Below are 22,879 nucleotides of genomic sequence, written 5' to 3'. Positions count from 1 at the left end.
CCGCCTGGGCGCGCCCAGACCCACATAGACTGTGGGCACGCGGGGAAAGCATCGAGAAACAGGACGTTGTGTGGTGGCGGCAGTGTTTCCTGAGCGCTCTGGCGGGCGAGGAGGGAATGCACGCAGGCATATGCGGCGTGATGGCAGGCGCCCCTAACTCACCGGCGCCCGCCGACGATAGCTGAGCGCCTCGGCGATATGCACCCGGCCGATATCTTCCGCTCCCGCCAGATCGGCGATCGTCCGGCTGACACGTAATACCCGATGATAGCCGCGTGCCGACAGCCGCATTGCCTCGGCGGCTTGCGCGAGCAGCTTGCGGCCCGCCTCGTCAAGGGCCGCGACGGTGTCGAGCAGGTCGCCGTCGGCCTCGGCGTTGGTCCGCACGCCGTGGCCGGCATAGCGATCGGTCTGGATCGCGCGGGCGGTGGCGACGCGGGCGGCGACTTCGTCGGAGCCTTCGGCGGGCGGGGGCAGGACCAGGTCGGCGGCGCTGACGGCGGCGACGTCGACATGGAGGTCGATCCGGTCGAGCAGCGGTCCCGACAGCTTGGCCTGATAATCGGCGGCGCAGCGCGGCGCGCGCGAGCAGGCGAGGGCGGGGTCGTCGAGATGGCCGCAGCGGCACGGGTTCATCGCCGCTATCAACTGGACGCGTGCTGGGAAGGTGACATGCGCGTTGGCGCGGGCGACGGTGACCTTGCCGGTCTCCAGCGGCTGGCGCAGCGAATCTAGGACCGTGCGCTGGAACTCGGGCAGTTCGTCGAGAAAAAGGACGCCGAGATGGGCGAGGCTGACCTCGCCGGGACGCACCTTCAGCCCCCCGCCGACCAGTGCCGCCATCGACGCCGAATGGTGCGGGGTGCGGAAGGGCCGCGCGCGGAGCAGGCGGCCGTCCTGCAACTCGCCCGCGACCGAGGCGACCATCGACACTTCCAGGGCTTCGGCCGGGGTCAGTTCGGGCAATATGCCGGGAAGACAGGCGGCCATCAGCGACTTGCCCGCGCCGGGCGGGCCGCTCATCAGCAGGTTATGCCCGCCCGCCGCCGCGATCTCCAATACGCGCTTGGCGGTTTCCTGTCCCTTGACCTGGCGCAGGTCGGCGAGGCGCGGGGGCAGGTCGGCGCTGCCCGGCTGGGGTGGGGTGAGCGGGGCGCCGCCCTTGAAATGGCCGATCAGCGAGAGGAGGTCGGGCGCGGCGATCACTTCGACGGTTGCGGCCCAGGCGGCCTCCGGGCCCTGTGCGGCGGGGCAGACGAGGCCAAGTTCGCGTTCGGCCGCGTGGAGCGCCGCCAGCAGTACGCCCGGCGCCGGGGCGACGCGCGCGTCGAGGCCGAGTTCGCCCACGACCAGATAGGCCGACAGCGTCTCCGCATCGATCACCCCCATCGCCCCGAGCAGGCCGAGCGCGATCGGCAGGTCGTAATGCGACCCTTCCTTGGGCAAGTCGGCGGGCGAGAGATTGACGGTGATGCGCTTGGGCGGAAGCGTCAGTCCGATCGCCGACAAAGCGGCGCGCACCCGTTCGCGGCTTTCGGCCACGGCCTTGTCGGGCAGGCCGACGACGATGAAGGCGGGAATGCCGGGCGCCAGCTGCACCTGCACCTCGACCGCCCGGGCCTCGAGCCCGAGAAAGGCGACCGTCGCAACCCGCGCCACCATGTGCTTGATTCCCCCGATGTTCGCCCTGTGTTCTAGTCGTGGCCGCCGGGCTTTGTCGAGGGGCGTGCGGATCCGAGCGGCGGCGGTGCCTCGTCATGCCGGGTTGACGCTGCACCGCCCTGCCGCGCATGCATCGGCAAAAGGCCGACGAAGCGGCCACGGCGGGGCGAAAGCGAATGGGCGACGGTAAGACGGTCTGGACCAGATGGCCGATGTTGCAAGGTCGCGGGCCCGATGACTGGGCGATGTTCGCGCAGGTCCTGCTCGACAAGGGCAAGACGGACGACGCGCTCGATCTGGCGCTGGCGGTGCTCGATCATACCGACTGCAGCGGCCGGGCGCGTGTGATGGCGAGCCGGGTGCTCCACAAGGACGTGCCCAACTGGCATTGGGGGCTGGTCCGCGATTCCAAGCGTAATCAGGCTTATGAGGCGGCGCTGCGGCGCGTGGTCGGACCGGACAGCCTAGTGCTCGATATCGGCGCAGGCACCGGCCTGCTGAGTCTGCTAGCGCTTCGTGCGGGCGCGGGGCGGGTGGTCGCCTGCGAGATGAACCCAGCCGTCGCGCGTATGGCGATGGCGATCGCTCGGGCCAATGGCGTCGAGGACCGGCTGACGATCGTACCGAAGAACTCGGCAGAACTCATCCTGGGTGAGGATGTCGAGCGGCCTGTCGACGTGATCGTGTCGGAGATCGTCGACAATATGCTGCTGGGCGAACATACGCTGGCGGTGCACCGCGACGTGGTGCCGCGGCTGTTGCGGCCCGGCGGAAGCGTGATTCCCGCCGAGGGGCGCATCCTGGCCGCACTCGGCCATGATCCAACGCTCGAGAGCCGCCGCATGAGCAGCCATGAGGGGTTCGATCTGTCGGCGTTCAACCGGATCGCGGCGCCTTCTCATCGGATCAAGGTCGGCGATCCGGGCGTGCGGCTGGTGTCGGATGTCGCCTGCCTGTTCGACTTCCGGTTCGACGAACCTGACAGCTGGGGCGGAAAGGCTGCAGAGCAGTCGGTGACCGCCGAGGCGGGCGAGGCCAACACGATCATCCAGTGGATGCGGATCGACCTCGATCGATCCGGAGCTGCGGACGCGGTGTACGAAGTCCGGCCGAGGCCTGGCGCGAGTTCTTGCTGGGCCGCAGTGTCCTGGCCGCTCGTTTGGCCAATTCGGCTGCAAGCGGGTGAGCGGCACGCCATCGCCGCAGCGCGCACCGATTCCACTTTAACGGTGTGGCTGGCGGGGTGACGCCGCAAGAGGGCGCCACCCCGAGCTTCTATCAGCTGCTCAGCAGATCGACATTGCCGCTCTCGAAGCCCGAGATGCGGATGAAGCCCAGCTGGGTCGGCTGAACGCCGGGCAGATCGATCACATATTGCTTCCAGCTGCCCGCCGGCAGCGGTTCGGGTGCCGTGAAGCTGGTCGACTGGTTGGCGTTGACGACCGGCAGGCCCTTGCCATCGATCGCACCCCATTCGATCTTCGCCTTCATCCCCGACAGGCGCGCAGCGGTGGGGTTGCCGAAATCGAGCGTGACGCGGGTGCCGCCCGCATAAGTCTCGACTTTGGCGATGGCGACGGCGATCCGGCCCATGTCGCTCTGGAGAATGCCGTAGCCGGCAGCACCGGGCTTCAGGCTGACGGCCTTGCCGGTTTCGACGGCGGCCTCGACCTTGGCGAGGCGATCCTCGAGCGCCTTGAGGCGCGTGTCGGTCTTCGATCCGCACGCGGTGAGAAGGGGAAGGGCGAGCATGGCGCACAGCAGCGAACGGCGCATGAGCAACTCCTGAAAAGACTGAACTGCGCGTGCCGAACGCCCGTGCAACGAAAAAGAGCCATCGGGCGAAACGATTCCTGCTACCTCGTTCCCCATCGCGCCGGCGCAGCGGCGGAAAGGGCTCCATCGGGGGCATTTCCTCTGTCGCGGAGATTGACTCGCGCCGGCCTTTTGCCTAAGCGCGCCGACGATCAGCGGCTGCCGCGTGCCGGCGGCCCTTTTGTTTTTTGATTTGAGGCAGAGACAATGAAGCGCACTTTCCAGCCGAGCAACCTGGTCCGCAAGCGGCGCCACGGCTTCCGTTCGCGCAGCGCGACCCCCGGCGGCCGCAAGGTGCTGGCTGCTCGCCGCGCACGCGGCCGCAAGAAGCTGTCCGCCTGAGCGATTGTCCCTACGCGGTGCTCGGGCGCCGCGCGGATTTTCTGGCAGCAAATGGAGGCAGGAGAGCGCCGATGCCCGGCTTCGTCCTGCTCGTCCGCCCGCGCAGCGACGACGACCCCATGATGCGCCTCGGCATCACCATCACCAAGAAGGTCGGCAACGCGGTGGTCCGGAACCGGATGCGCCGCCGTTTTCGCGAGCTGGCGCGGGAGCTGTTTCCGGTCGCCGGAATCGCGGGTGCGGACCATGTGCTGATCGGCCGGGCCGGCGGCATCGAGCGCGACTTCGCGCTGTTGCGCACCGAGCTGCTGAAGGCGCTCGGCAAGGTCGCGCGGTGATCGGCCGGATCATCATTCTCCTGGCCCGGGCCTGGCAGCTGGGCCCGTCGATGATCCTTCCCCCCACTTGTCGCTACAGTCCCAGCTGTTCGGCCTATACGATCGAGGCCGTCTCGCGCTATGGCGCGCTCAAAGGCGGGTGGCTCGGGGTTTGCCGAATCTGTCGCTGTCATCCCTGGGGGGGATCGGGTTTCGACCCGGTTCCCTGACCATTTAAGGAATATCGGGAGTTTTTGGTGGAAAACCAGCGCAACATGATCCTCGCGATCGTACTGTCGTTGCTCGTCCTGCTGGGCTGGCAACTGGCTAGCGAGCGTTTCTTCCCGACTCCTAAGGCGCCCCCGGTCGCCGCACAGCAGGGGGCGGCACCCGCCACGCCCGGCGCCCTGCCGACCGCTGGCGACGCCCCACGCGTTCTGCGTTCGCGCACGGCGGTCATCGGCAGCACGCCCCGCATCGCGATCGACACGCCCAAGCTGGCCGGGTCGATCAATCTGCGCGGCGCCCGCATCGACGACCTTGTCCTCAAGACCTATCGCGAGACGGTCAAGAAGGATGCCCCCCCGGTTCGCCTGCTGTCGCCGCAGGGCTCGGCAGGGGCCTATTATGCCGGCTTTGGCTGGACCGGCGACGGCGTCGATGCTCCGGGCCCCAACAGCCTGTGGACCGCCGATCAGAACGCTCTGCGCCCGGGTCAGCCCGTCACGCTCAGCTGGAACAACAATCGCGGCCAGCTCTTCCAGACGGTGATCGCGGTCGACCAGGACTATATGTTCACCGTTACCCAGCGCCTGATCAACAAGGGCGCCGGTGCGGTCGCGGCGCGGCCTTATGGCCTCGTCTCGCGCGACGGCATCTCCAAGGATCCCTCGACCTGGACGCTGCACACCGGACCGATCGGCGTGTTCTCGAACAAGGCCAATTATGATCTGAGCTTCAAAAAGCTCGACGAGGCCGGCTCGGCCGGCGCGCGTTTCTCGACCACCGGCGGATGGCTCGGCTTCGGCGACAAATATTGGCTGACGGCGCTGATCCCGAACGGCAAGGACAGCGTCGAGGCAGGTTTCCTGACCACCGCTCCCAAGGTCTATCAGGCGGTCCAGACCGGTCGCCCGCATGTCATCCGCCCCAATGCGAGCGAGTCAGTCACGCAGCGCTTCTTCGCCGGCGCGAAGGAGGTCAACCTCCTCGACCGCTATGAGGAGGAAGGCGGCGTCGAGCAGTTCGGTCGCGCAATCGACTGGGGCTGGTTCGAGATCATCGAGAAGCCGATGTTCTGGGTGCTCGATCAGGTGTTCAAGCTGGTCGGCAACTTCGGCGTCGCGATCATGATCCTGACCTTCCTGGTCCGTGGAATGATGTTCCCGATCGCGCAGAAGCAGTTCCGTTCGATGGCCGGCATGCGTCGCGTCCAGCCGAAGATGAAGCAACTGCAGGAGCGCTACAAGGACGACAAGCCGCGCCTCCAGCAGGAGCTGCTGAAGCTGTACCAGGAGGAGAAGGTCAACCCGCTCGCGGGCTGTCTGCCGATCCTGGTCCAGATTCCGGTCTTCTACGGCCTCTACAAGGTGCTGATGGTCACGATCGAAATGCGTCACCAGCCCTTCGTCCTGTGGATCAAGGATCTCTCGGCGCCCGATCCCGCGCATCTGCTCAACCTGTTCGGCCTGCTCGATTTCGAGCCGCCGGCTTTCCTCGGCATCGGCATCCTCGCGCTGCTGCTCGGCGTGTCGATGTGGCTCCAGTTCAAGCTCAATCCGCAGCCGATGGACGATGCGCAGAAGCAGGTCTTCGCGCTGATGCCCTGGATCATGATGTTCATCATGGCGCCGTTCGCGGCGGGCCTGCTGATCTACTGGATCACCTCCAACTTCCTGACGATCGCGCAACAGGCGTGGCTGTACCGGCAATATCCGGTCGAGCCGGTGCCTGCTTCCGCTACGGTCGTGACTGCGACGAAGAAGAAGTGAACGACGAGGTCCCCTTCGAGGAACTGATGGAGCCCGCGCGCAAGCTGTTCGCGGGTCCGGTCTCATTCCTCAAATCGGCTCCCGGGCTGCAGCATCTGCCTGAGCCGGACGCGCCCGAGATCGCCTTTGCCGGGCGGTCGAACGTCGGCAAGTCGTCGCTGCTCAACCGGCTCACCAACCGTGTCGGGCTGGCGCGGACATCGAACACGCCGGGACGAACGCAGGAGCTCAACTTCTTCGACGTCGGCGCGACCGAAGAGGGTGGCGTGCCGACGCTGCGGCTGGTCGACATGCCAGGCTATGGTTTCGCCAAGGCGCCGAAGGACATCGTCCGCAAGTGGCGCTTCCTGGTGAACGACTATCTGCGCGGGCGGGTCGTGCTGCGCCGGGCGCTCGTCCTGATCGACAGCCGCCACGGCATCAAGGATGTCGATCGCGAGATCATGGACATGCTCGACAAGGCTGCGGTCACCTATCACCTCGTCCTGACCAAGGCCGACAAGATCAAGGCAAGCGAACTGGCTGCCGTGACCGAGCAGACCGAGGCCGAGGCGCGCAAGCATGTCGCCGCCCATCCCCGCCTGCTGGTGACGTCGAGCGAGAAGGATTTCGGTATGGCCGAACTGCGCGCGGCGATCCTCGACGCGATCCGCTGATCGGCCGATCCCCTGGGCCTCCCGGCTCGCTTCCCGATGGTTCAGGGCCTTGCATCTCGGCGCGACCGCGCTAGGCGAGGCGCGTGACCGATATGATCGACCCGCTTGCGCTGACCCAGCGCCTCATCGCCTGTCCCAGCGTCACTCCTGCCGACGCCGGTGCGATGGCCGTGATTGCCGAAGCGCTCGAAGGACTCGGCTTCGCGGTGCATCGCTTTGCGGCGGGCGGTCCGCCCGACGGCCCGATCGAGAATCTGTTCGCTATCCGGGGCGAGAGCGGACCCCATTTCGCCTTTGCCGGGCATAGCGACGTCGTCCCACCGGGCAGCGGCTGGACCGGCGACCCCTTCGTCCCCGAGATACGCGGCGAACTGCTCTACGGGCGCGGCGCCGTCGACATGAAGGGGGCGATCGCCGCCTTCATCGCCGCCATCGCGCGCATCGAGCAGGATCGCGGCACGGTCAGCCTGATCATCACCGGCGACGAGGAAGGACCGGCCACGCACGGCACGGTCGCCCTGATCGACTGGATGAACGAGCGCGGCATTCGCCCCGATCTGTGTCTCGTCGGTGAACCCACCTCGACCCATCGGCTCGGCGACATGGTGAAGATCGGGCGGCGCGGCTCGGTCAACATCTGGATCGAGAATGCCGGGACGCAGGGCCACGTCGCCTATCCGCATCTTGCCCGCAATCCCGTGCCTGAGCTCGTACGGGCGCTGGCGGCGCTCGATGCGCTGCACCTCGACGACGGCAATGCCTGGTTCCAGCCTTCGAATCTCGAGATCACGACGGTCGATGTCGGCAATTCCGCGACCAACGTCATCCCGGCAAAGGCGAGCGCGCGGGTGAACATCCGCTTCAACGACGAGCATAAGGGCGCCGAGCTGGTCGAAAGGGTCAGCCGGACGGTTCTGGCCCATGCGCCGCATGCCGAGATCAAGGCCGTCATCTCCGGCGAGAGCTTCATCACGCCGCCGGGCGACTTCTCGGCGCTGGTTTCGTCGGCGATCACCAAGGTGACCGGGCTGGTGCCCGAGCTGTCGACGACCGGCGGGACGTCCGATGCGCGCTTCCTGTCGCGGATCTGTCCGGTGGTCGAGTTCGGCCTGTGCAACGCGACGATGCACAAGCTGGACGAGGCCGTGGCCGTGCCGGACCTCTACGCCCTCGCCGACATCTACGAAGAGATCGTCCGGGTCGCGCTGGCGCGCTGAACGGTTGCACGGGCAGCAGGAGCCGCTATAGCTGCGGCGCACGCGGGCGTGGTGAAATTGGTAGACGCGCCGGACTCAAAATCCGGTTCCGCAAGGAGTGTCGGTTCGAGTCCGACCGCCCGCACCAGAACTTTCTGCTCCTTCTCCGATTACTTCCGCCACTTCCCCTCCACCGCCTTCGGCGGTCCCCCTCCCCGTTCCGGGGAGGAACTCGTGTATAGTGTGCGGCAAAGTTCCTCCCCGGGACGGGGAGGGGGACCATCCGGAGGATGGTGGAGGGGATTCCGGTACTTTTGGGGCGGGCCTATCTCGCATCACATATGCAATACTTCCCCGAAACATTGCCATGGCTGACAGCGGTGGCAAATTACATCCGCGATAAGACATAAAATGCCGGATGGAGAGATGTATGCAGCGCGGAACTGTAAAATCTGCTTCGCGGACGATTCAGGTTCTCGAACTTTTTCAACAGAAAAAGCGTCCCTTGCGACTGAACGAAATATATCGCGAACTTAATTATCCTCAGTCGAGTGCGACCAATCTTCTGAAGAGCTTGGTTGTAGCAGGCTATCTCAATTACAATCGTTCAACGATGTCCTACCTTCCAACGCTGAAGGTCAGCAGCCTCGGCAGCTGGCTTTCGACGACGCTCAACAGCTATGGCGAACTCGATCGTCTTATCCAGGATATCCACAGCCGCACCGGAGAGACGGTCGGCCTCGTGTCGCAGAACGATCTGTTCATCCAATATGTGCGCTTCGTAAGCAACGCCGACGCGCCCTATTCGCGGCTCCAGGAACTCAACATGCCGCCGGACGAGGGGACGATGCGGCTGATGGTCGACTCATCTGCAGGGCTCGCCATGCTCAGCCGGCTGCGCGACCGGGAGATCGACAAGATCTACCGCTATTCGCGCCACTATAATCGTGACTCCGATGCGGTTCCCGATTTCGAGGAGTTCATGCGCGAGGTCCGCTGGGCGCGGCAGGTCGGTTATGCCTTTCTGCCGAAGAAGCCGACCCCGGAGCTGGCCTCGATCGCAATCGCGCTGGACCAGCGGGTGCATGGCATCCCGCTCGCGGTGGGAGTCGGCGGACTGGTCGAATCGATCTCGAAGCGGAAGAACGAGATATTGCGCGTGATGCGCGAGGCCATTGCTTCCTTCCATTCGGCGCAGTTGCTGGGTCAGGATGACGAGGCCGAGATCCCTTACGCACAGGCCAGCTGACCGAAGCTCGCCACCGCCGCAGAGACGCGTCGGGCCGATGGCCCCCGAAACGAGAAGGGGACGGGATCGCACAAGCGGCCCCGTCCCCCCTTTTCTTGTCCGATCGGCAGAGAGAGTTCAGGCCGGCTCCGACACCTCGTGCGAGACCGGTGCAGCCGCGAAGTCCAGGCCGCGATATCCGTCGCGGATGACGGCAGTGCAGGCTTCGTTGAACTTGAGGAAGCCGCCGGTGAAGATGGTCAGGCCGCGTGGCTTGCCCTCGACATTGGCGCCGACATACCAGGTGTTGGCCTTGGACACGAGGGTGAGCTCCGCAAGCGCGCGGACATGCTCCATCCACTGCTCCTCCGCTTCGGCCGTCGCATCCACCGTGGCGAAGCCTTGCTCGCGCATGTGGGTGATGACCTGACAGATCCAGTCCACATTCTGCTCGTCGAGGGTGATGATGTTGGCGAGCGCGGCCGGGCCGTTCGGGCCGCACACCATGAACAGGTTGGGGAAGCCCTCCATCATCAGTCCGAGGAAGGACTGGGCGCCGTCCGCCCATTTGTCGCGCACGGTGCGGCCGTCGCGGCCGGTCACCTCGAAGGCGAGCAACGCGCCGGTCAGACCGTCATAGCCGGTCGCCAGGATCAGTGTGTCGAGTTCGACCTCGCCCGCGCTGGTGCGCAGGCCGGTCTCGGTGACGCACTCGATCTGATTGGCGAGGCAGTCGACGAGATGCACGTTCGGCTTGTTGTACATCTCGTAATAGCCGGTATCGAGGCAGGGGCGACGCGCGAGGATGGGGTAACCCTTGGGCTTCAGCCGTTCGGCGGTGTCCTGATCCTTGACCGTCTCGGCGATCTTCTCGCGTACGAAATCGGCGACCTGCTCATTCGCCTCGATGTTCGTCAGCAGATCCGAGAAGAGGCCGATGAAATTCAGGCCGCCGCGCGTCCACGCATCCTCCATCAGCGCGCGGCGCTGGCTGGGCGTGATGCTGAAGAAAGGACGGCTCGTGGTGGGGCGTACGCCGCCCAGGTGGCTGGCACGGGCAGAGGCGCGAATGCCCTGATAGTTGCGCTTGAGCTCGGCGACATAATCGGGCTCAAGTACGGTGTTGCGCATCGGAAAGGCAAAGCTGGGGGTGCGCTGGAACACGTGGAGCGACTGGGCTTCCTCCGCCACGACCGGAGCGATCTGAATACCGGTGGAGCCGGTTCCGACCAGACCGACGCGTTTGCCTACGAAGCTGACCGGCTGGTGCGGCCATTTGGCAGCGCGGAGGATTTCGCCCTTGAAACGATCGAGGCCCGGGAATTCGGGATCTTTCGGAATCGACAGTGGGCCGGTCGCCATTACGCAATAAGTGGCTTCGATGGTCGCGCCGTCGTCGGTCTTTGCGACCCACAGCGTCCGTGCCTCGTCCCACGCAGCGCTGATGACGCGCGTATTGAAGCGGAAATGCGGTCGCAGGTCGAGCTTGTCGGCGACGAAATTGGCATAGGCCAGGATTTCCGGCTGGGCGGCGAATTGCTCGCTCCACGTCCATTCCTGCTGGATCTCGTCCGAGAAGCCGTAGCTGTAATCGACGCACATCAGGTCGCAGCGCGCGCCCGGATAGCGATTCCAGTACCAGACGCCGCCTACATTGTCGCCCGCCTCGACCGCGACCAGCGACAGGCCCATCTCGCGCAGGCGATGGACTGCATACATGCCGCCAAAGCCCGCGCCGACGACCAGCGCGTCGACGCGCGTCACCTCGGCTGCACCTTGCGATCCCCCGATATTCGTCATTCTCTAGAACCCTCAGTCATCTCTCACGGCGACCATGCCGCGCGGGCGCGGCGCATCCGAACGAAAGCCGGGTGGGGCGCGAACAATCACATCCGTGCACGGCGCGAAGCGCGATTGGTGCTCGCGCACGAAAAAGGGGGCCCCGGAACGGGACCCCCTTTCGCCGGGAGAAGGCCGGTCAGAGCTTGAAGGTAACTTCGGCGCCGAGCACACGGCCCTTGTTGATCGACGAGAAGGTCGACCCTGCGAAGAAGGGCAGCGGCGAGACATTGCCCTCGGTCTGATCGTCGAACAGATTGTTGCCGTAGATCGAAAATTTCCAGCGGCCGTCCGGCGTTTCATAGGCTGCGGTCAGGTCGATCATGTTGGCGGACGTCAGCACGCCGGTATTCGCGTCGTTCGAGAAGGACGCGTCGCGGTGGGCATAGCTGACCCGCGCCGTGAACTCCCCGCCGTTGGGCAGGTCATGGTCGAAGGTCGCGGCGGCACCATAGGTCCAGGGCGACAGGCGTGGCGGCTTCAGCGCGAAGTCGCGGGCGTTGATCACGCCATCGCCGGTCAGGTCGAAGAAGATCTTCTTATATTTGGCGTTGGTATAGCCGAACTGGCCGTTCAGCGTCAGGTGCTTGAATGGACGCAGCGTCGCTTCGGCTTCGACGCCCTGCAGGCGCAGGTCGGCCGAGTTGCGGATCACCTGGGTAGTGCCGATCGGCAGCACGGGCGTGATGATCTCGCGCTGCATCCCCAGCACCGTGTTGTGGAACGCAGCCAAGTTCAGGCGCAGGGTACGACCGAAATCGCGCTTCAGGCCGATCTCGAACGAGTTCTGCTTCTCGGCGTCGAACGGTCCCGGTGCCACGCTGGCATTACCGTTGCGGAAGTTATAGCCGCCGCTGCGGAAGCCGCGTGCGAAGAAGCCGTAAAGCTGCGTCTCACTGTCGGGCTGCCACTGCGCGCCGAGCCGGAAGGTGGGGTCGCTCCAGCTGTTGGAGTCGCGAAAGCCATAGGCCGTGCAGCCCTTCAGGGCGATCGGATCGCACAGATTGCCGACCAGGTTCGCGACCCGGACACGCTTGCGCTCGTAGGAATAGCGGAGGCCAGCGTTCAGGGTGATCGTGTCGGTCGCATGCCAATCGGTCGAGAAGAAGGCGCCGAGCGTCTTCTGGTGCTGGATGCCGCCCCCCGAAATGCGCAGCGCGCCACGCGACAGCCGGCGAAGTTCGACATAGTCGATCTTCTGCTGGAAGTAATAGAGACCGGTGGTCACGTCGAAGCGGCCGAAAGTCCCTGCATAACGGAGCTCGTTGCTCCACTGATGCTGGCGCGTCAGCGTATCGGAATGGAATGTGTAGCTGGGCGACGAGTCGATGTCGCTGGTGACGAAGCCCTCATAAGCGCGATAGGCGGTCAGATTCGTGATCTTGCCGTCGCCGAAACCGGTGTCGATGTTGATCTCGAGCGAGGCCTGGTCCCAGTTGTTGCGCGTCACGCCTTCCTCGTCGACGCTGATGCCGAAGCTCTCGCGCGGGAAGAGGCCGAAATTGCTGACGACCGCGCCGTCGCCGCGGATGCGGCCATGTTCGTAGCGGCCGACGATGTCGAGCGTCTCGGTCGGCGTGAAGCGCAGCGCCGAGCGGAGGATCAGCGTGCGCGAGGCGCCGAAATCATGATTGCCGTTGAACTTGTTATAAAACCAACCGTCGTCGTCATTATAATAGACGGCGACCTTGGCCGAGAGCTTGTCGGTCACGATCGGTCCCGACACGACCGCGCTGGCGATCTTGTTGAGGCCGGTTTCCACCGCGACGCGCGCGTTGACCGAAAGCTCGTTGGTCGGCGTGGAGGTGCGCACGACCACAGCGCCGCCGGTCACGTTCCGTCCGAACAACAGGCCCTGCGGCCCGCGCAGCACTTCCACGCCCTCGAGATCGAAGGTGTCGAACAGGATGCCGGCGCTGATACCCATGTAGACGCCGTCGACGAACACGCCGACCGTCGGGTCGATCGATGGGATCGAGCTGTTGATGCCGAGGCCGCGGATCGAGAAGTTCGCGAAACCGGGCGAGGTGCCGACGTCGTCGAGCTGGACGTTCGGCGCGCTATAACCGAGCCCGTCGAGCGTGCGGACATGCTGGTCGGCGAGCTGCTTCGCACCGAAGGCGGTCACCGCGAAGGGAACCTGCTGCACATTCTGCGCATCCGCCCGCTTGGTCGCCGTCACCACGATGTCGCCGAACACGGATCCGTCATCCGCCTGTTCCTGCGGCGTTGTGGCCTGTGCCATCGCCGTGCCGGACAGCGCCAAAAGCGCACAACCGCCGCACAGCGCGGCCAGTGTGTTGAATCGAGACCCCATCATCCTACTCCCCGATCATTGCCTATATCAAAAGCCGGTTATCGTCTTCGCCCTATCCTCGGAGGAGGGACGCCAGGCACCGGTCTGCCTGGTGAAACTGCTGGATCGTGCGACGGATTGGCAATCGCGGCTCTCCGCAACCCGCCAGAATCACAACCGCGATTGCCCGTTCAGCGACCGAGCCGATGCCCGATCCCGCCATCGACCGCGATCGACTGGCCGGTGATGAAGCCCGCACGTTCGCCTGCCAGCCAGAGCGCGGTCTGGGCGATATCGTCGGTCTCACCGAGGCGACCGAGCGGCGTTTGCTCGACACGGAGTGCCAGATTGTCCTCTGACAGGATCGCGAGAACGCCTTCGGTCGCGACGGTGGAGGGAGCGATGGCGTTGACGCGAATGCCCTTGGGGCCAAGCTCGACCGAGGCGGCGCGTGTCAGGCCATCGACGCCGGCCTTGACCGCCGAATAGAGGATGCTGCCCCGACTGCCGAGACGACCGGCCATCGACCCGATGTTGATGATCGAGGATCCGGGTGCCATGTGCGGCACGGCGGCCTGCATGCCCCAGACGATGGCCGCGAGGCCGACGCCGGTCATCCGGGCGAACGTCTCCGGCGCGATGTCCTCAAGGACGTCGTAGCGGTTCCACATCGCGTTGTTGACGAGGATGTCGACCCGGCCGTGGCGCGCCACGCAGTCCGCCATCGCCGCTGCGACCGCATCGCGATCGGAGACGTCGGCCCCCAGTCCCACGGCATTGCCGCCGCGTGCGACGATCTCGTCCGCAGCCGCCTGCGCCCAATGCTGCTTGAGGTCGAGGAGCACGACCTTGGCGCCTTCGTTCGCGAACAGCTCGGCCATGGCCTTGCCCAGTCCGCGCGATGCGCCGGTGATGACCGCCACCTTGTTATCGAGTTCGCCTGCCATGCTTCGCTCCTTTGCGTCGCATCTAGGTCTGGCATCGGGTGTCTGCTGGCTCTTTTCGAACGGCCCTTTGCACTATCGTCAGCTTGATAGTTGAAAATGGGCAGACCGCCGGTTTGACAGGCGGCCCGCACAGGCCTGCTCTCCGGTCGATAATCTGGCCGGGAGAGACAGCGATGATCGACGGAATATGGGCGGAGGGCGGCGCGGTGGTCCTGGTGACCGGAGCGGTGCGCGGCATCGGGCTTGCCTGTGCCCGCCGCTTCGCTGCCGCCGGCGACCTGGTCGTCCTCGCCGACCGCGATCCGGCCTGTCATGCCGCCGCCGCCGCCCTGGGCCCCGGTCATATCGGGGTGGAGATGGATGTCACCGACGAGGATTCGGTCGCCCGCGCTCTGGCCGTGATCGAAGAGCGGGTCGGCCTTGTCGACATCCTCGTCAACAATGCCGGCATCGTCGATGCGCAGGCGCGGCCCTTCCTGGACGTGCCTGTCGATGTCATCGACCAGCTTCTCGCGGTCAATCTCGACGGTCCTTTCCTGCTCGCGCGTGCCGTTGCATCCGGCATGGCAAGGCGCGGTCGCGGTGCCATCGTGAATGTCGGTTCGGGCGCCGGGGTCCGGGCGCTGCCCGGTCGGGCGGCCTATGGTGCGACCAAGGGCGCGCTGCTGGGATTGACGCGGGCGCTGGCGGTCGAGCTGGCGCCGGCGGGCATCCGCGTCAACGCGGTGCTGCCCGGCTATACCGACACAGACATCATCGCAGCGCTCGAAAAGGAGGGGCGCTTTCAGCGCGAGCTCGTCGCGGGTGCCATCCCGCTTGGCCGCCTTGGGCAACCGGAAGAAATGGCCGAGGCGGTCTTTCATGTGGCGCGTGCGCGCTTCTGCGCTGGTGCCTGCCTGCCGGTCGACGGCGGGGTCGATGCCTTCGGAGCCGCGTCGAAAGCGTCCCGCCAGGTCGCTCCGCAAGGCCGGCGGGATGGTGCCGTCGTCATCACGGGCGGCGCCAGCGGTATCGGTGCGGCGACGGCGGCCCTGTTCCTGTCGCGCGGACGCAAAGTCGCAGTACTCGACCGCGACGTTGAGGCGCTCGGCAGTGTGCCGGAGGGCATCCTGCCCCTGGCGGCGGACGTGACCGACGAAGCCTCGCTGGCAAAAGCCTTCGACGAAGCCGTTCGCCGACTGGGGCCGGTTTCCTGCTTCGTCGCCAATGCGGGTGCAGTGGACAGGCTGGCGCCGACGGCCGATCAGGAGCTCGTCGATTTTCGGGGCATCGTCGCCATCAATCTGAAGGGAGCGATGTACGGCGCCCGGGTGGCGGCGGCGCATATGCGGGAGGCAGGCGGCGGTGCGATCGTCAACATCGCGTCTATCGCCTCCGTCCTCGGCCTGCCTGCACGCAACGCCTATTGCGCGGCCAAGGCGGGCGTGGCGATGTTGACGCGCAGTCTCGCCTGCGAACTCGCGGTGCTCGGGATTCGGGTGAACGCCGTCGCGCCGGGCTATATCGAGACCCCCGGGGTGGCGCGGCTGCTCGCAAATGGAGAGCGTGATGCATCGGGCATAGTTGCCCGTACGCCCCTCGGCCGACTTGGCCGACCCGAGGAAATCGCGGAGGCGGTGGCCTTTCTCGCATCCGAAGCGGCCTCTTATGTGACCGGTGCGACGCTGGCCGTGGACGGAGGTTATGCCATCGACGGACGCGCCGAACTCTGATTGACCTCAGGCCAGCGGCACCAGCCGATCCCATATGAGATACTGCCGCGCCACTCTCCGCTTCGATGTTTCCCGTACGCACCAGCGCTTATGCCGCCATCCGAAGGAGATGGAGCTATGAGTCAGGTCAGGCTGGACGTGTCGGATTATGTGGCGCTCGTCACGATGGATAATCCGCCGGTCAATTCCCAGAACATGGACTTCGTCGAGGAACTGACGGCGGTGTTCGACAGCTTCAACGACCGCGACGACGTTCGCGTCGTGGTGCTGACCGGTGCCGGAAAGTGCTTTTCGGCGGGCGCAGACCTCAAGAACCGGCCCGACCTGTCGCAACCCGGCGCGCGCTGGGCGCGCAACCGCAAGGTGCGCGAGATCAGCTACGCGATTGCGGACAATGCGAAGCCGACCATCGCCGCGGTCAACGGTCCCGCCCTGGGTGCCGGCCTCGGACTGGTCGCAAGTTGCGACATCATCGTCGCGTCCGAGGCGGCGGTCTTCGGCCTGCCGGAGGTCGATGTCGGCCTGATGGGCGGCGGCAAGCATGCCGCGCGGATCCTGCCGCATTCGCTGGTCCGCCGGATGATGCTGACCGGCTATCGGGCGCCGGCTGCCGAGCTCTATCGTCGTGGCATCATCGAGGCGTGCCTGCCACATGAAGAGCTGATGCCGTTCGCCATGGACATGGCACGCAACATTGCGAGCAAGAGCCCGCTGGCGACCAAGCTCGCCAAGGACTCGATGCGCACGATCGAGAATATGACGCTCCGCGACGGCTATATCTACGAGCAGGGCAACACAGCGCTCCTGTCCAAGTCGCATGATGCCGCCGAGGCGGTCGCCGCCTTCGTCGAGAAGCGCGCGCCCAACTTCCTCGGCCGCTGAAGGGGGCGGATTATGGGCTGGGCGAGCGACTGGAATTTCGGCGATCTGCTGGACGCCACCGCATCGGTCGTTCCGGCCGATCGGCCGGCGATCATCCATGGCGAGCGGGTCATTGCCTGGGGCGAGTTCGATGCCCGCACCAACAGGCTGGCCCGCGCTATGCTGGCAGGCGGGCTGCAGGCCGGTGACCGCGTCGCCATCCTGGCGCGCAACATCCCCGAGTTCATCGAGATCGCCTGCGCCGCCTTCAAGGCGCGGCTGACGCACGTCAACATCAACTACCGCTACACCACGGCCGAGGCCGAATATGTCCTCGCCGACTGCACGGCGTCCGCGCTTTTCTATCAGGCGGAGTTCGCGCCGGTCGTGGCCCCTATCGACGGGCGTCTCGACCATCTGCTGTTGTCCGTCCAGATCGACGGCGGTGGCGCCTATGATGCCATGGTCGGGCAGGGCGACGGTTCGGCCCTGGGGATCGAGCGCTCGCCCGATGACGGCTATCTTCTCTACACCGGGGGCACCACCGGCAAGCCCAAGGGCGTGATGTGGCGCGCCGCCGATGCGCGCCGCGTCCAGCTCGAATCGCCCGTCGTGAAGACGGCGATCCTGACGATGGACGACCATATCCGCCAGGTTGCGGACAATGCAGCACCCGGCCGGGTTTTGCCGGCCTGCCCACTGATGCACGGCGCGGGGCTCAACAGCTGCATGGCGGAGCTGATCATGGGCGGAACCGCGCTGCTGCTCGCGAAGGATCGCTTCGACGCCGAGGAATTATGGGACGTGGTCGACCGCTGGCAGGTCACCCGCGTCCTGATCGTCGGCGATGTCTTCGCCCGCCCTATGGCGCAGGCTCTGGCGGCGCATCCTGGCCGCTGGTCGCTCGGCTCGATGCGCGTGATCTCCTCGGCTGGCCTGATGTGGAGCCGCGAGGTCAAGCAGGAGTTGGTCCGCCTGATCCCGCAGATTGCGCTGGTCGACATATTGGGCGCCTCGGAAGCGTCGGGCCTCGGCTATGCGGTGACGACCGCGACACAGGAAACACCCACCGGCTTCTTCGAGCCTGGCCGTCAAACCGTCATCATCGATGTCGAGAGCGGCAAGCCGCTGCCCGACGGGCAGCCGGGCGAGGGCTGGCTCGCGCGAAGGGCGCCCTTCGCCAAGGGCTATTATGGGGACCCGGAGAAGACTGCGGCGACCTATCCGCTGATCGACGGGGTGCCTTACGCCGTGCCGGGCGACATTGCCGAGCGCATGCCCGACGGTCTGATCCGACTCGTCGGCCGGGGTAATCTCTGCATCAACAGCGGGGGCGAAAAGATCTTCGTTGAAGAGGTCGAGGAGGCGCTCAAGCGGGCGCCCGGCATCGAGGATGCGATGGTGGTGGGCGTCCCGGACGACCGCTGGGGCAAGGCGGTCGTGGCGCTGGTCAAGACCGGCGCTGGCTTCGATCGCGATAGCGTCCGGGCCGCGCTCGAAACCGATCTGGCGCGCTACAAGCTGCCGCGCAGGCTGGTCGAGGTTGCCGAGATGCCGCGCCATGCGAGCGGCAAGGCCGACTATCGGCGTGCGCTCGACCAGCTTGGCCCGATCCTCGCCGCCGATCCGCTGAACTGAGCGATGGCGCGACCCCAGGCGATCGTCACCGGCGGGGCGCGCGGGATCGGCAATGCCATTGCGCACATGCTGGCGGGGCAGGGCTGGTCGGTGACGATGTTCGACCGCGACGCGGAGGTGGTTGCCGAGGCGGCGGCGGACGCGGAAGCCAAGGGCCTCGACATCAGCGGTAGGGCCGTCGACATTACCGATCGAACAGGGGTCGCGGACGCGATCGCCGGTTTCGACCGGCTCGACCTGGTCGTCAACAATGCCGGCATCGCTGCCGAGCTTTTGCTCTTCGCGCAGCTTCGTAGAACGGACTTCGAACGCATGCTGCGCGTGAATGTCCTTGGTAGTTTCGTGGTGGCGCAGGAGGCTGCGCGGCGCATGTCGGGGGGCGCGGTCGTCAATATCGCATCGCGCGGCTATCTTGGCGGGGCAGGAGCTGCGCATTATGTCGCGTCGAAGACCGCCGTCGTCGCGATGACCCGGGCTATGGCGGTCGAACTGCGCTGGCGCAGGATCGCGGTCAACGCCGTGGCGCCCGGCATGGTCGAGACGCGGATGATCGCCGACTTCACCGACACGATGCGGGCGCAATTGACCGCGCTGGAGCCGAGCGGCGCGGCGCTCGCGCCGAACTCCATAGCCTCGGCGGTTGCCTATCTGGCGTCCGAAGATGGCCGGAAGCTGAGCGGACAGGTGATCCTTGTCGATGGCGGAAAATCGCTCGGCGTCGAGCCACTCTGACGGGACGGACGATGACAGAAGGCCTGCTGGCGCTCGGCGCGACCCGTTTTCTTGCGGATATGCGTGATGCAATCGCCGCGCTGCTTTCGCCGGAGATCGCTGCGCGCTGCGCGCTCGTAGACGCGACGCCGCCCGCTTGCGCCACATCTTTCCTCGATCTGCCCGATGCCGAGTTCGAACAAGGCTTTCTGACGCCGGCGCTCGATCTGGCCGACCATCTGCAATCGCTGCCGCCAGGGCGGAGCAGCATCCTGCTGCTGGGCTCGCTCGACCATCTGGGCGAATGGCATGCGGTACCGGCCGCCGCCTTGTCGGGTTTCGCGATTGGATTGACGCGTTCGCTGGTGCTGGAGCGAATGGGCGCGGGGCTGGTCGTCAACATGATCGCCTTTCCGCGGGACCGGAGCCGTCTGCCGGACGGGTGGATCGGCCAGGCCGCGCAGATCGGTGTCGCGCTTCTGACTGGACATGGCATCAACGGCCACGTCCTTCCCTTCGACGGGGGCGCCAATTTGAGGATGACCAAGGCCCGGCGGCGGTAGTAGGACCGTCGCAACGACGCCCATCGCCTAGGCACGGTGGCGCGCGCAGGGATAGGCTATGCTGGCTGGCGTCAAGTCCGCGCTGCGGACCTTCGAGATCATGGAGCTCTTCGCGGAGCGCCGCAGGCCGCTCCCGCTGCACGAGATCCACACCACGCTCGGCTATCCCCAGTCGAGCACCACCCAGCTGCTCAAGAGCATGGTCGGGGCCGGCTATCTCAATTACAATCGGGAGACCCGCACTTATTTGCCGACGACGCGCTTCTCGCATCTCGGCAGCTGGCTGCCGGGCTATATCCAGGCGTCGGGCGGCTATCGCGAGATGATCAGCGAACTGCAGCGCCGGACCGACGAAACCGTCGCGCTGGTGACGCAGAACGACCTGTTCATCCAGTACGTCATCCTGCTCACGCCCTCTCACGAGTATAAGATGGCGCCGCGTGTCGGGGCGATGCGCAAGCTGGTCGATTCCTCGTCGGGGATCGCGATGATGTCGCGGATGGACGACGCCAAGATCGACAAGCTGCGCCGCTATTCCAACGCCTATGCGACCGACGACAGCGAGCGCGTCTCGCTGACGGAGCTGATGCAGCAGATCGGCCGGGTCCGGGTACAGGGCTATTCGCACGTACCCCACCGGCCGACGATGGAGGTCTCGTCGATCGCGATGCCGCTCGATGCCGATCTCTACGGCATTCCGCTGGCGATCGGGGTAGGGGGCTTTGCCGAGCGGATCGACGTCAATCGTGATCGCATCGTGTCGATCATGCGCGACATCATCGCCGAGTTCGAACAGGGCGCCTTCGCCCCATCGCCGATGCCCGAGGGCGACGACGACTGACCGGCGCGCCAGCGGCTATCGCGGACGTGATAGTGCGCGAGCGGAAGCGATGCGCGCATGGCGGGCGCTGCCCTCTGCCTAGGATGGCGGTTCGATAGGAGAGGACGAGGCGTCATGGTCGACATCGCATTTCTGGGCGAGCATCGCTGCAAGCTGGGCGAGAGTCCCCTGTGGGACGTCCGCAACCAGTGCCTCTGGTGGGTCGATGCGCGGGCCATGTCGATCTTCGCCGCAAAGATCGACGGCACGCTCCTCTCGCGCTGGGACTATGCCGAGCTTCCCGGCAGCATCGCGCTGGCCGATGGCGGGCTGCTCGTGGCCTTCGCCGACCGCTTCTGTCTGATCGACGCGCACGGCGCCGTACGTGAACTGGCCAGCCTGCCCAGACTCTCCGGCTCGACTCGGCTCAACGACGGCAAGCTCGACCGTAATGGGCGGTTCTTCTTCTGTGGAGAGACCCAGCTAGACGATGTCGCGACCGGCAAGCTCTGGCGGCTGGGTGGTGATGCCGCGCCGGACGCGCTCGCCGACGGCATAAGGATCGGCAACGCCATCTGCTTCTCGCCCGACGGCGCCGAGATATTCTTCGCCGACAGCCTCGACGGGTTCATCCGGCGGCATCGCTATGACCCGGGCAGCGGCGCGGTCGGCGAGGCGCTGGGGCGAATTGCACTCGACGGGATCGGCAAAGCGCCCGATGGCGCTACGGTGGACGCGGACGGCAATCTCTGGATCGCGCTGGTGCTCGACCAGGCGATCGCCTGCGTGTCGCCTGACGGCCAGCTGCTGCGCCGTATCGAGGTGCCGATGCCTTTCCCGTCCTGCCCGGCCTTCGGTGGCCCCGATCTCGACATCCTCTTCGTCACCAGCATCGGCGATTCGGGCCGGCATCTCGTCACCGACCATATCGATGGGGGGCGCATCCTCGCTATCCGCGATTGCGGCGCGCGCGGCCTCGCCGAGGCGCGTTTCGCGACGCCCGATCACATCCGGGATTAATCGCCGCCGGACGCACTTCCCCTGCCGATCGGGGCGGCGGGCGCATTAGCGTCGGTCGTTCAACACAGGGCAGATGGAATGAAGCTGGAACTCGACGCATCCGACCGCGCCTTTCAGGAAGAGGTGCGGGCCTTTTTCGCCGACAGCATCCCAGAGCACTGGCGCACCCGCGTCAGGGCGGGGCTGCGGCTGAACCCTGAGGAACTGACGGCCTATCAGAAACGCCTTGCCGCCCGCGGCTGGGGCGCGCCGACCTGGCCGGCCGAATATGGCGGAACGGGCTGGTCGCCCGTCCAGCAATATATCTTCTGGAAGGAGGCTGCCGATGCCGATGCGCCGGCGCAGTTCCACCAGGGGCTGGAGCTGATCGGCCCGATCATCTTCACCTATGGCAGCCAGGAACTGAAGGACCGCTATCTGCCGCGGATTATCAATGCCGACGACTGGTGGTGTCAGGGCTATTCCGAGCCCGGTGCCGGTTCCGACCTAGCTGCGCTCCGCACACGTGCCGTGCGCGACGGCGACCATTATGTCCTCAACGGGCAGAAGGCCTGGACCAGCTACGCCCATGTCGCGTCGCATGTCTTCGTCCTCGCGCGCACCTCGGACGAGGCCAAGCGCCAGCAGGGCATTTCGCTGCTGCTGCTCGACATGAAGACGCCGGGCATCACAGTGCGCCCTGTCGCGACGATGGACGAGAAGCATCACACCAACGAGATGTTCCTCGACGATGTGCGCGTGCCGGTCGGCAATCTGGTCGGCGAGGAAGGGCGCGGATGGGAATATGGCAAGGTGCTGCTCGACCGCGAGCGCATGGTCACCGCATCGGTCGCGATCTTCCTGACCCAGACGATCCGGGGCATCAAGGAGGCGGCCAGCCGCCGGACGATCGGGGGCGTGCGCCTGATCGATCAGCCGGGCTTCCGCAGCAAACTTGCCCAGTTCGAGATCGAGGTGATCGCGCTGCAGACGATGATCCTGCGGTTGATGGCCGATGCCAATGCGGGTGTGGACTCGGGCCCGCGCGGCTCGATGGTCAAGCTGCGCTGGTCGCAACTGACCCAGCAGGGGACGGCGCTCTGGATCGGCGCACTCGGCCCCGAGGCCGCCCATTTCGCAGCCCTCGGCGATACCGGAGTTCCCGCCGACATGCCCTATGCGATGCAGGGCGCGCTCTATGCGCGCGTGACGTCGATCTATGGCGGGTCGAGCGAGATCCAGCACAACATCATCGCCCAGCGGGCGCTGCGGCTCTAGGAGGTCGT

General features: G+C 65.9%; 21 protein-coding genes, 1 tRNA gene and 1 pseudogene. 18 read left to right on the top strand and 5 right to left on the bottom strand.

Translation table 11 applies throughout. The annotated features are described in order from the left end of the window. Window positions 1-153: 153 nt before the first annotated feature. On the bottom strand, window positions 154-1,662 hold the full coding sequence (locus G6P88_RS07570) for a YifB family Mg chelatase-like AAA ATPase (protein ID WP_165322602.1): 1,509 nt from the start codon (window positions 1,660-1,662) through the stop codon (window positions 154-156). Between the two features lie 176 nt (window positions 1,663-1,838). On the opposite strand from G6P88_RS07570, the gene G6P88_RS07565 reads away from it, so the two are divergent. Further along, entirely contained in the window at window positions 1,839-2,909 is a 1,071-nt protein-coding gene (locus G6P88_RS07565; RefSeq protein ID WP_165322601.1) for a 50S ribosomal protein L11 methyltransferase, read from the top strand. A gap of 31 nt (window positions 2,910-2,940) precedes the next feature. Here G6P88_RS07565 and G6P88_RS07560 read toward each other — a convergent pair whose 3' ends face one another. Beyond that, window positions 2,941-3,438, bottom strand: a complete 498-nt coding sequence (locus G6P88_RS07560) for a DUF3251 domain-containing protein (RefSeq protein ID WP_165322600.1) — start codon at window positions 3,436-3,438, stop codon at window positions 2,941-2,943. A gap of 246 nt (window positions 3,439-3,684) precedes the next feature. On the opposite strand from G6P88_RS07560, the gene rpmH reads away from it, so the two are divergent. The 9 genes and pseudogenes from rpmH (at window position 3,685) to G6P88_RS07520 (ending at window position 9,228) form a co-directional block, all read left to right on the top strand. Beyond that, window positions 3,685-3,819: a 50S ribosomal protein L34 gene (rpmH, locus tag G6P88_RS07555; protein ID WP_012049799.1), complete on the top strand. Its 135-nt coding sequence runs from the start codon at window positions 3,685-3,687 to the stop codon at window positions 3,817-3,819. A 17-nt stretch (window positions 3,820-3,836) separates the two neighbouring features. Further along, window positions 3,837-4,157, top strand: coding sequence for a ribonuclease P protein component (gene rnpA / locus G6P88_RS07550; RefSeq protein WP_165322599.1), 321 nt, complete (start codon window positions 3,837-3,839; stop codon window positions 4,155-4,157). Beyond that, window positions 4,154-4,366: a membrane protein insertion efficiency factor YidD gene (yidD, locus tag G6P88_RS07545; RefSeq protein ID WP_165322598.1), complete on the top strand. Its 213-nt coding sequence runs from the start codon at window positions 4,154-4,156 to the stop codon at window positions 4,364-4,366. The genes rnpA and yidD overlap by 4 nt, the downstream gene beginning before the upstream one ends. Window positions 4,367-4,393: 27 nt before the next feature. After that, window positions 4,394-6,127, top strand: coding sequence for a membrane protein insertase YidC (gene yidC, locus G6P88_RS07540; protein WP_165322597.1), 1,734 nt, complete (start codon window positions 4,394-4,396; stop codon window positions 6,125-6,127). 26 nt (window positions 6,128-6,153) lie between these two features. Next, window positions 6,154-6,783, top strand: a complete 630-nt coding sequence (gene yihA, locus G6P88_RS07535; protein WP_165325008.1) for a ribosome biogenesis GTP-binding protein YihA/YsxC — start codon at window positions 6,154-6,156, stop codon at window positions 6,781-6,783. Between the two features lie 92 nt (window positions 6,784-6,875). Then, complete coding sequence (gene dapE, locus G6P88_RS07530; protein ID WP_165325006.1) at window positions 6,876-8,000, top strand: succinyl-diaminopimelate desuccinylase; 1,125 nt, start codon at window positions 6,876-6,878, stop codon at window positions 7,998-8,000. Window positions 8,001-8,042: 42 nt separating this feature from the next. Continuing rightward, window positions 8,043-8,127, top strand: a tRNA-Leu gene (locus G6P88_RS07525). 270 nt (window positions 8,128-8,397) lie between these two features. Then, window positions 8,398-8,568 (top strand): annotated as a pseudogene (locus G6P88_RS20295) (helix-turn-helix domain-containing protein); the annotation flags it as partial. Window positions 8,569-8,592: 24 nt separating this feature from the next. After that, complete coding sequence (locus G6P88_RS07520) at window positions 8,593-9,228, top strand: IclR family transcriptional regulator domain-containing protein (protein WP_226946861.1); 636 nt, start codon at window positions 8,593-8,595, stop codon at window positions 9,226-9,228. 117 nt (window positions 9,229-9,345) lie between these two features. On the opposite strand, the gene G6P88_RS07515 is transcribed toward G6P88_RS07520, so the two are convergent. The 3 genes from G6P88_RS07515 to G6P88_RS07505 form a co-directional block, all read right to left on the bottom strand. Beyond that, a complete protein-coding gene (locus G6P88_RS07515) occupies window positions 9,346-11,007 on the bottom strand; it encodes a flavin-containing monooxygenase (RefSeq protein ID WP_165322595.1) in 1,662 nt (553 codons plus the stop codon). 178 nt (window positions 11,008-11,185) lie between these two features. After that, on the bottom strand, window positions 11,186-13,366 hold the full coding sequence (locus G6P88_RS07510; protein ID WP_226946768.1) for a TonB-dependent receptor: 2,181 nt from the start codon (window positions 13,364-13,366) through the stop codon (window positions 11,186-11,188). 167 nt (window positions 13,367-13,533) lie between these two features. Beyond that, window positions 13,534-14,289 carry an SDR family NAD(P)-dependent oxidoreductase gene (locus tag G6P88_RS07505; protein ID WP_165322594.1) on the bottom strand — a complete coding sequence of 252 codons (756 nt, stop codon included), beginning with the start codon at window positions 14,287-14,289 and terminating at the stop codon, window positions 13,534-13,536. 173 nt (window positions 14,290-14,462) lie between these two features. Between G6P88_RS07505 and G6P88_RS07500 the strand changes: the two genes are divergently transcribed. From G6P88_RS07500 to G6P88_RS07465, 8 genes are all read left to right on the top strand, one after another. Beyond that, the gene (locus tag G6P88_RS07500; protein ID WP_165322593.1) at window positions 14,463-16,001 is read left to right on the top strand and encodes an SDR family oxidoreductase; all 1,539 of its coding nucleotides are present in this window, start codon (window positions 14,463-14,465) and stop codon (window positions 15,999-16,001) included. Window positions 16,002-16,118: 117 nt separating this feature from the next. Continuing rightward, entirely contained in the window at window positions 16,119-16,883 is a 765-nt protein-coding gene (locus G6P88_RS07495) for an enoyl-CoA hydratase/isomerase family protein (RefSeq protein WP_165322592.1), read from the top strand. A 12-nt stretch (window positions 16,884-16,895) separates the two neighbouring features. Beyond that, the gene (locus tag G6P88_RS07490; RefSeq protein WP_165322591.1) at window positions 16,896-18,500 is read left to right on the top strand and encodes an acyl-CoA synthetase; all 1,605 of its coding nucleotides are present in this window, start codon (window positions 16,896-16,898) and stop codon (window positions 18,498-18,500) included. A gap of 3 nt (window positions 18,501-18,503) precedes the next feature. Next, complete coding sequence (locus G6P88_RS07485; RefSeq protein ID WP_165322590.1) at window positions 18,504-19,232, top strand: SDR family NAD(P)-dependent oxidoreductase; 729 nt, start codon at window positions 18,504-18,506, stop codon at window positions 19,230-19,232. Between the two features lie 11 nt (window positions 19,233-19,243). Beyond that, window positions 19,244-19,774 carry a short-chain dehydrogenase gene (locus G6P88_RS07480; RefSeq protein ID WP_165322589.1) on the top strand — a complete coding sequence of 177 codons (531 nt, stop codon included), beginning with the start codon at window positions 19,244-19,246 and terminating at the stop codon, window positions 19,772-19,774. A 58-nt stretch (window positions 19,775-19,832) separates the two neighbouring features. Then, window positions 19,833-20,615 carry an IclR family transcriptional regulator gene (locus tag G6P88_RS07475; protein WP_165322588.1) on the top strand — a complete coding sequence of 261 codons (783 nt, stop codon included), beginning with the start codon at window positions 19,833-19,835 and terminating at the stop codon, window positions 20,613-20,615. A gap of 114 nt (window positions 20,616-20,729) precedes the next feature. Next, complete coding sequence (locus G6P88_RS07470; RefSeq protein ID WP_165322587.1) at window positions 20,730-21,614, top strand: SMP-30/gluconolactonase/LRE family protein; 885 nt, start codon at window positions 20,730-20,732, stop codon at window positions 21,612-21,614. A 78-nt stretch (window positions 21,615-21,692) separates the two neighbouring features. Then, the gene (locus G6P88_RS07465; RefSeq protein ID WP_165322586.1) at window positions 21,693-22,871 is read left to right on the top strand and encodes an acyl-CoA dehydrogenase family protein; all 1,179 of its coding nucleotides are present in this window, start codon (window positions 21,693-21,695) and stop codon (window positions 22,869-22,871) included. The last annotated feature ends 8 nt before the right edge of the window (window positions 22,872-22,879 follow it).

The organism is Rhizorhabdus phycosphaerae, assembly GCF_011044255.1.
Classification (GTDB): Bacteria; Pseudomonadota; Alphaproteobacteria; order Sphingomonadales; family Sphingomonadaceae; genus Rhizorhabdus; species Rhizorhabdus phycosphaerae.
This window is presented reverse-complemented; position numbering and strand designations above follow the sequence as displayed.

Excerpts from the sequence above, each read along its gene's own strand:
- G6P88_RS07570 (WP_165322602.1), bottom strand. The coding sequence starts at position 1,662 with ATGGTGGCGCGGGTTGCGACGGTCGCCTTTCTCGGGCTCGAGGCCCGG.
- G6P88_RS07565 (WP_165322601.1), top strand. The coding sequence starts at position 1,839 with ATGGGCGACGGTAAGACGGTCTGGACCAGATGGCCGATGTTGCAAGGT.
- G6P88_RS07560 (WP_165322600.1), bottom strand. The coding sequence starts at position 3,438 with ATGCGCCGTTCGCTGCTGTGCGCCATGCTCGCCCTTCCCCTTCTCACC.
- rpmH (WP_012049799.1), top strand. The coding sequence starts at position 3,685 with ATGAAGCGCACTTTCCAGCCGAGCAACCTGGTCCGCAAGCGGCGCCAC.
- yihA (WP_165325008.1), top strand. The coding sequence starts at position 6,154 with ATGGAGCCCGCGCGCAAGCTGTTCGCGGGTCCGGTCTCATTCCTCAAA.
- dapE (WP_165325006.1), top strand. The coding sequence starts at position 6,876 with ATGATCGACCCGCTTGCGCTGACCCAGCGCCTCATCGCCTGTCCCAGC.
- G6P88_RS07520 (WP_226946861.1), top strand. The coding sequence starts at position 8,593 with ATGTCCTACCTTCCAACGCTGAAGGTCAGCAGCCTCGGCAGCTGGCTT.
- G6P88_RS07515 (WP_165322595.1), bottom strand. The coding sequence starts at position 11,007 with ATGACGAATATCGGGGGATCGCAAGGTGCAGCCGAGGTGACGCGCGTC.
- G6P88_RS07510 (WP_226946768.1), bottom strand. The coding sequence starts at position 13,366 with ATGATGGGGTCTCGATTCAACACACTGGCCGCGCTGTGCGGCGGTTGT.
- G6P88_RS07505 (WP_165322594.1), bottom strand. The coding sequence starts at position 14,289 with ATGGCAGGCGAACTCGATAACAAGGTGGCGGTCATCACCGGCGCATCG.
- G6P88_RS07500 (WP_165322593.1), top strand. The coding sequence starts at position 14,463 with ATGATCGACGGAATATGGGCGGAGGGCGGCGCGGTGGTCCTGGTGACC.
- G6P88_RS07495 (WP_165322592.1), top strand. The coding sequence starts at position 16,119 with ATGAGTCAGGTCAGGCTGGACGTGTCGGATTATGTGGCGCTCGTCACG.
- G6P88_RS07490 (WP_165322591.1), top strand. The coding sequence starts at position 16,896 with ATGGGCTGGGCGAGCGACTGGAATTTCGGCGATCTGCTGGACGCCACC.
- G6P88_RS07485 (WP_165322590.1), top strand. The coding sequence starts at position 18,504 with ATGGCGCGACCCCAGGCGATCGTCACCGGCGGGGCGCGCGGGATCGGC.
- G6P88_RS07480 (WP_165322589.1), top strand. The coding sequence starts at position 19,244 with ATGACAGAAGGCCTGCTGGCGCTCGGCGCGACCCGTTTTCTTGCGGAT.
- G6P88_RS07475 (WP_165322588.1), top strand. The coding sequence starts at position 19,833 with ATGCTGGCTGGCGTCAAGTCCGCGCTGCGGACCTTCGAGATCATGGAG.
- G6P88_RS07470 (WP_165322587.1), top strand. The coding sequence starts at position 20,730 with ATGGTCGACATCGCATTTCTGGGCGAGCATCGCTGCAAGCTGGGCGAG.
- G6P88_RS07465 (WP_165322586.1), top strand. The coding sequence starts at position 21,693 with ATGAAGCTGGAACTCGACGCATCCGACCGCGCCTTTCAGGAAGAGGTG.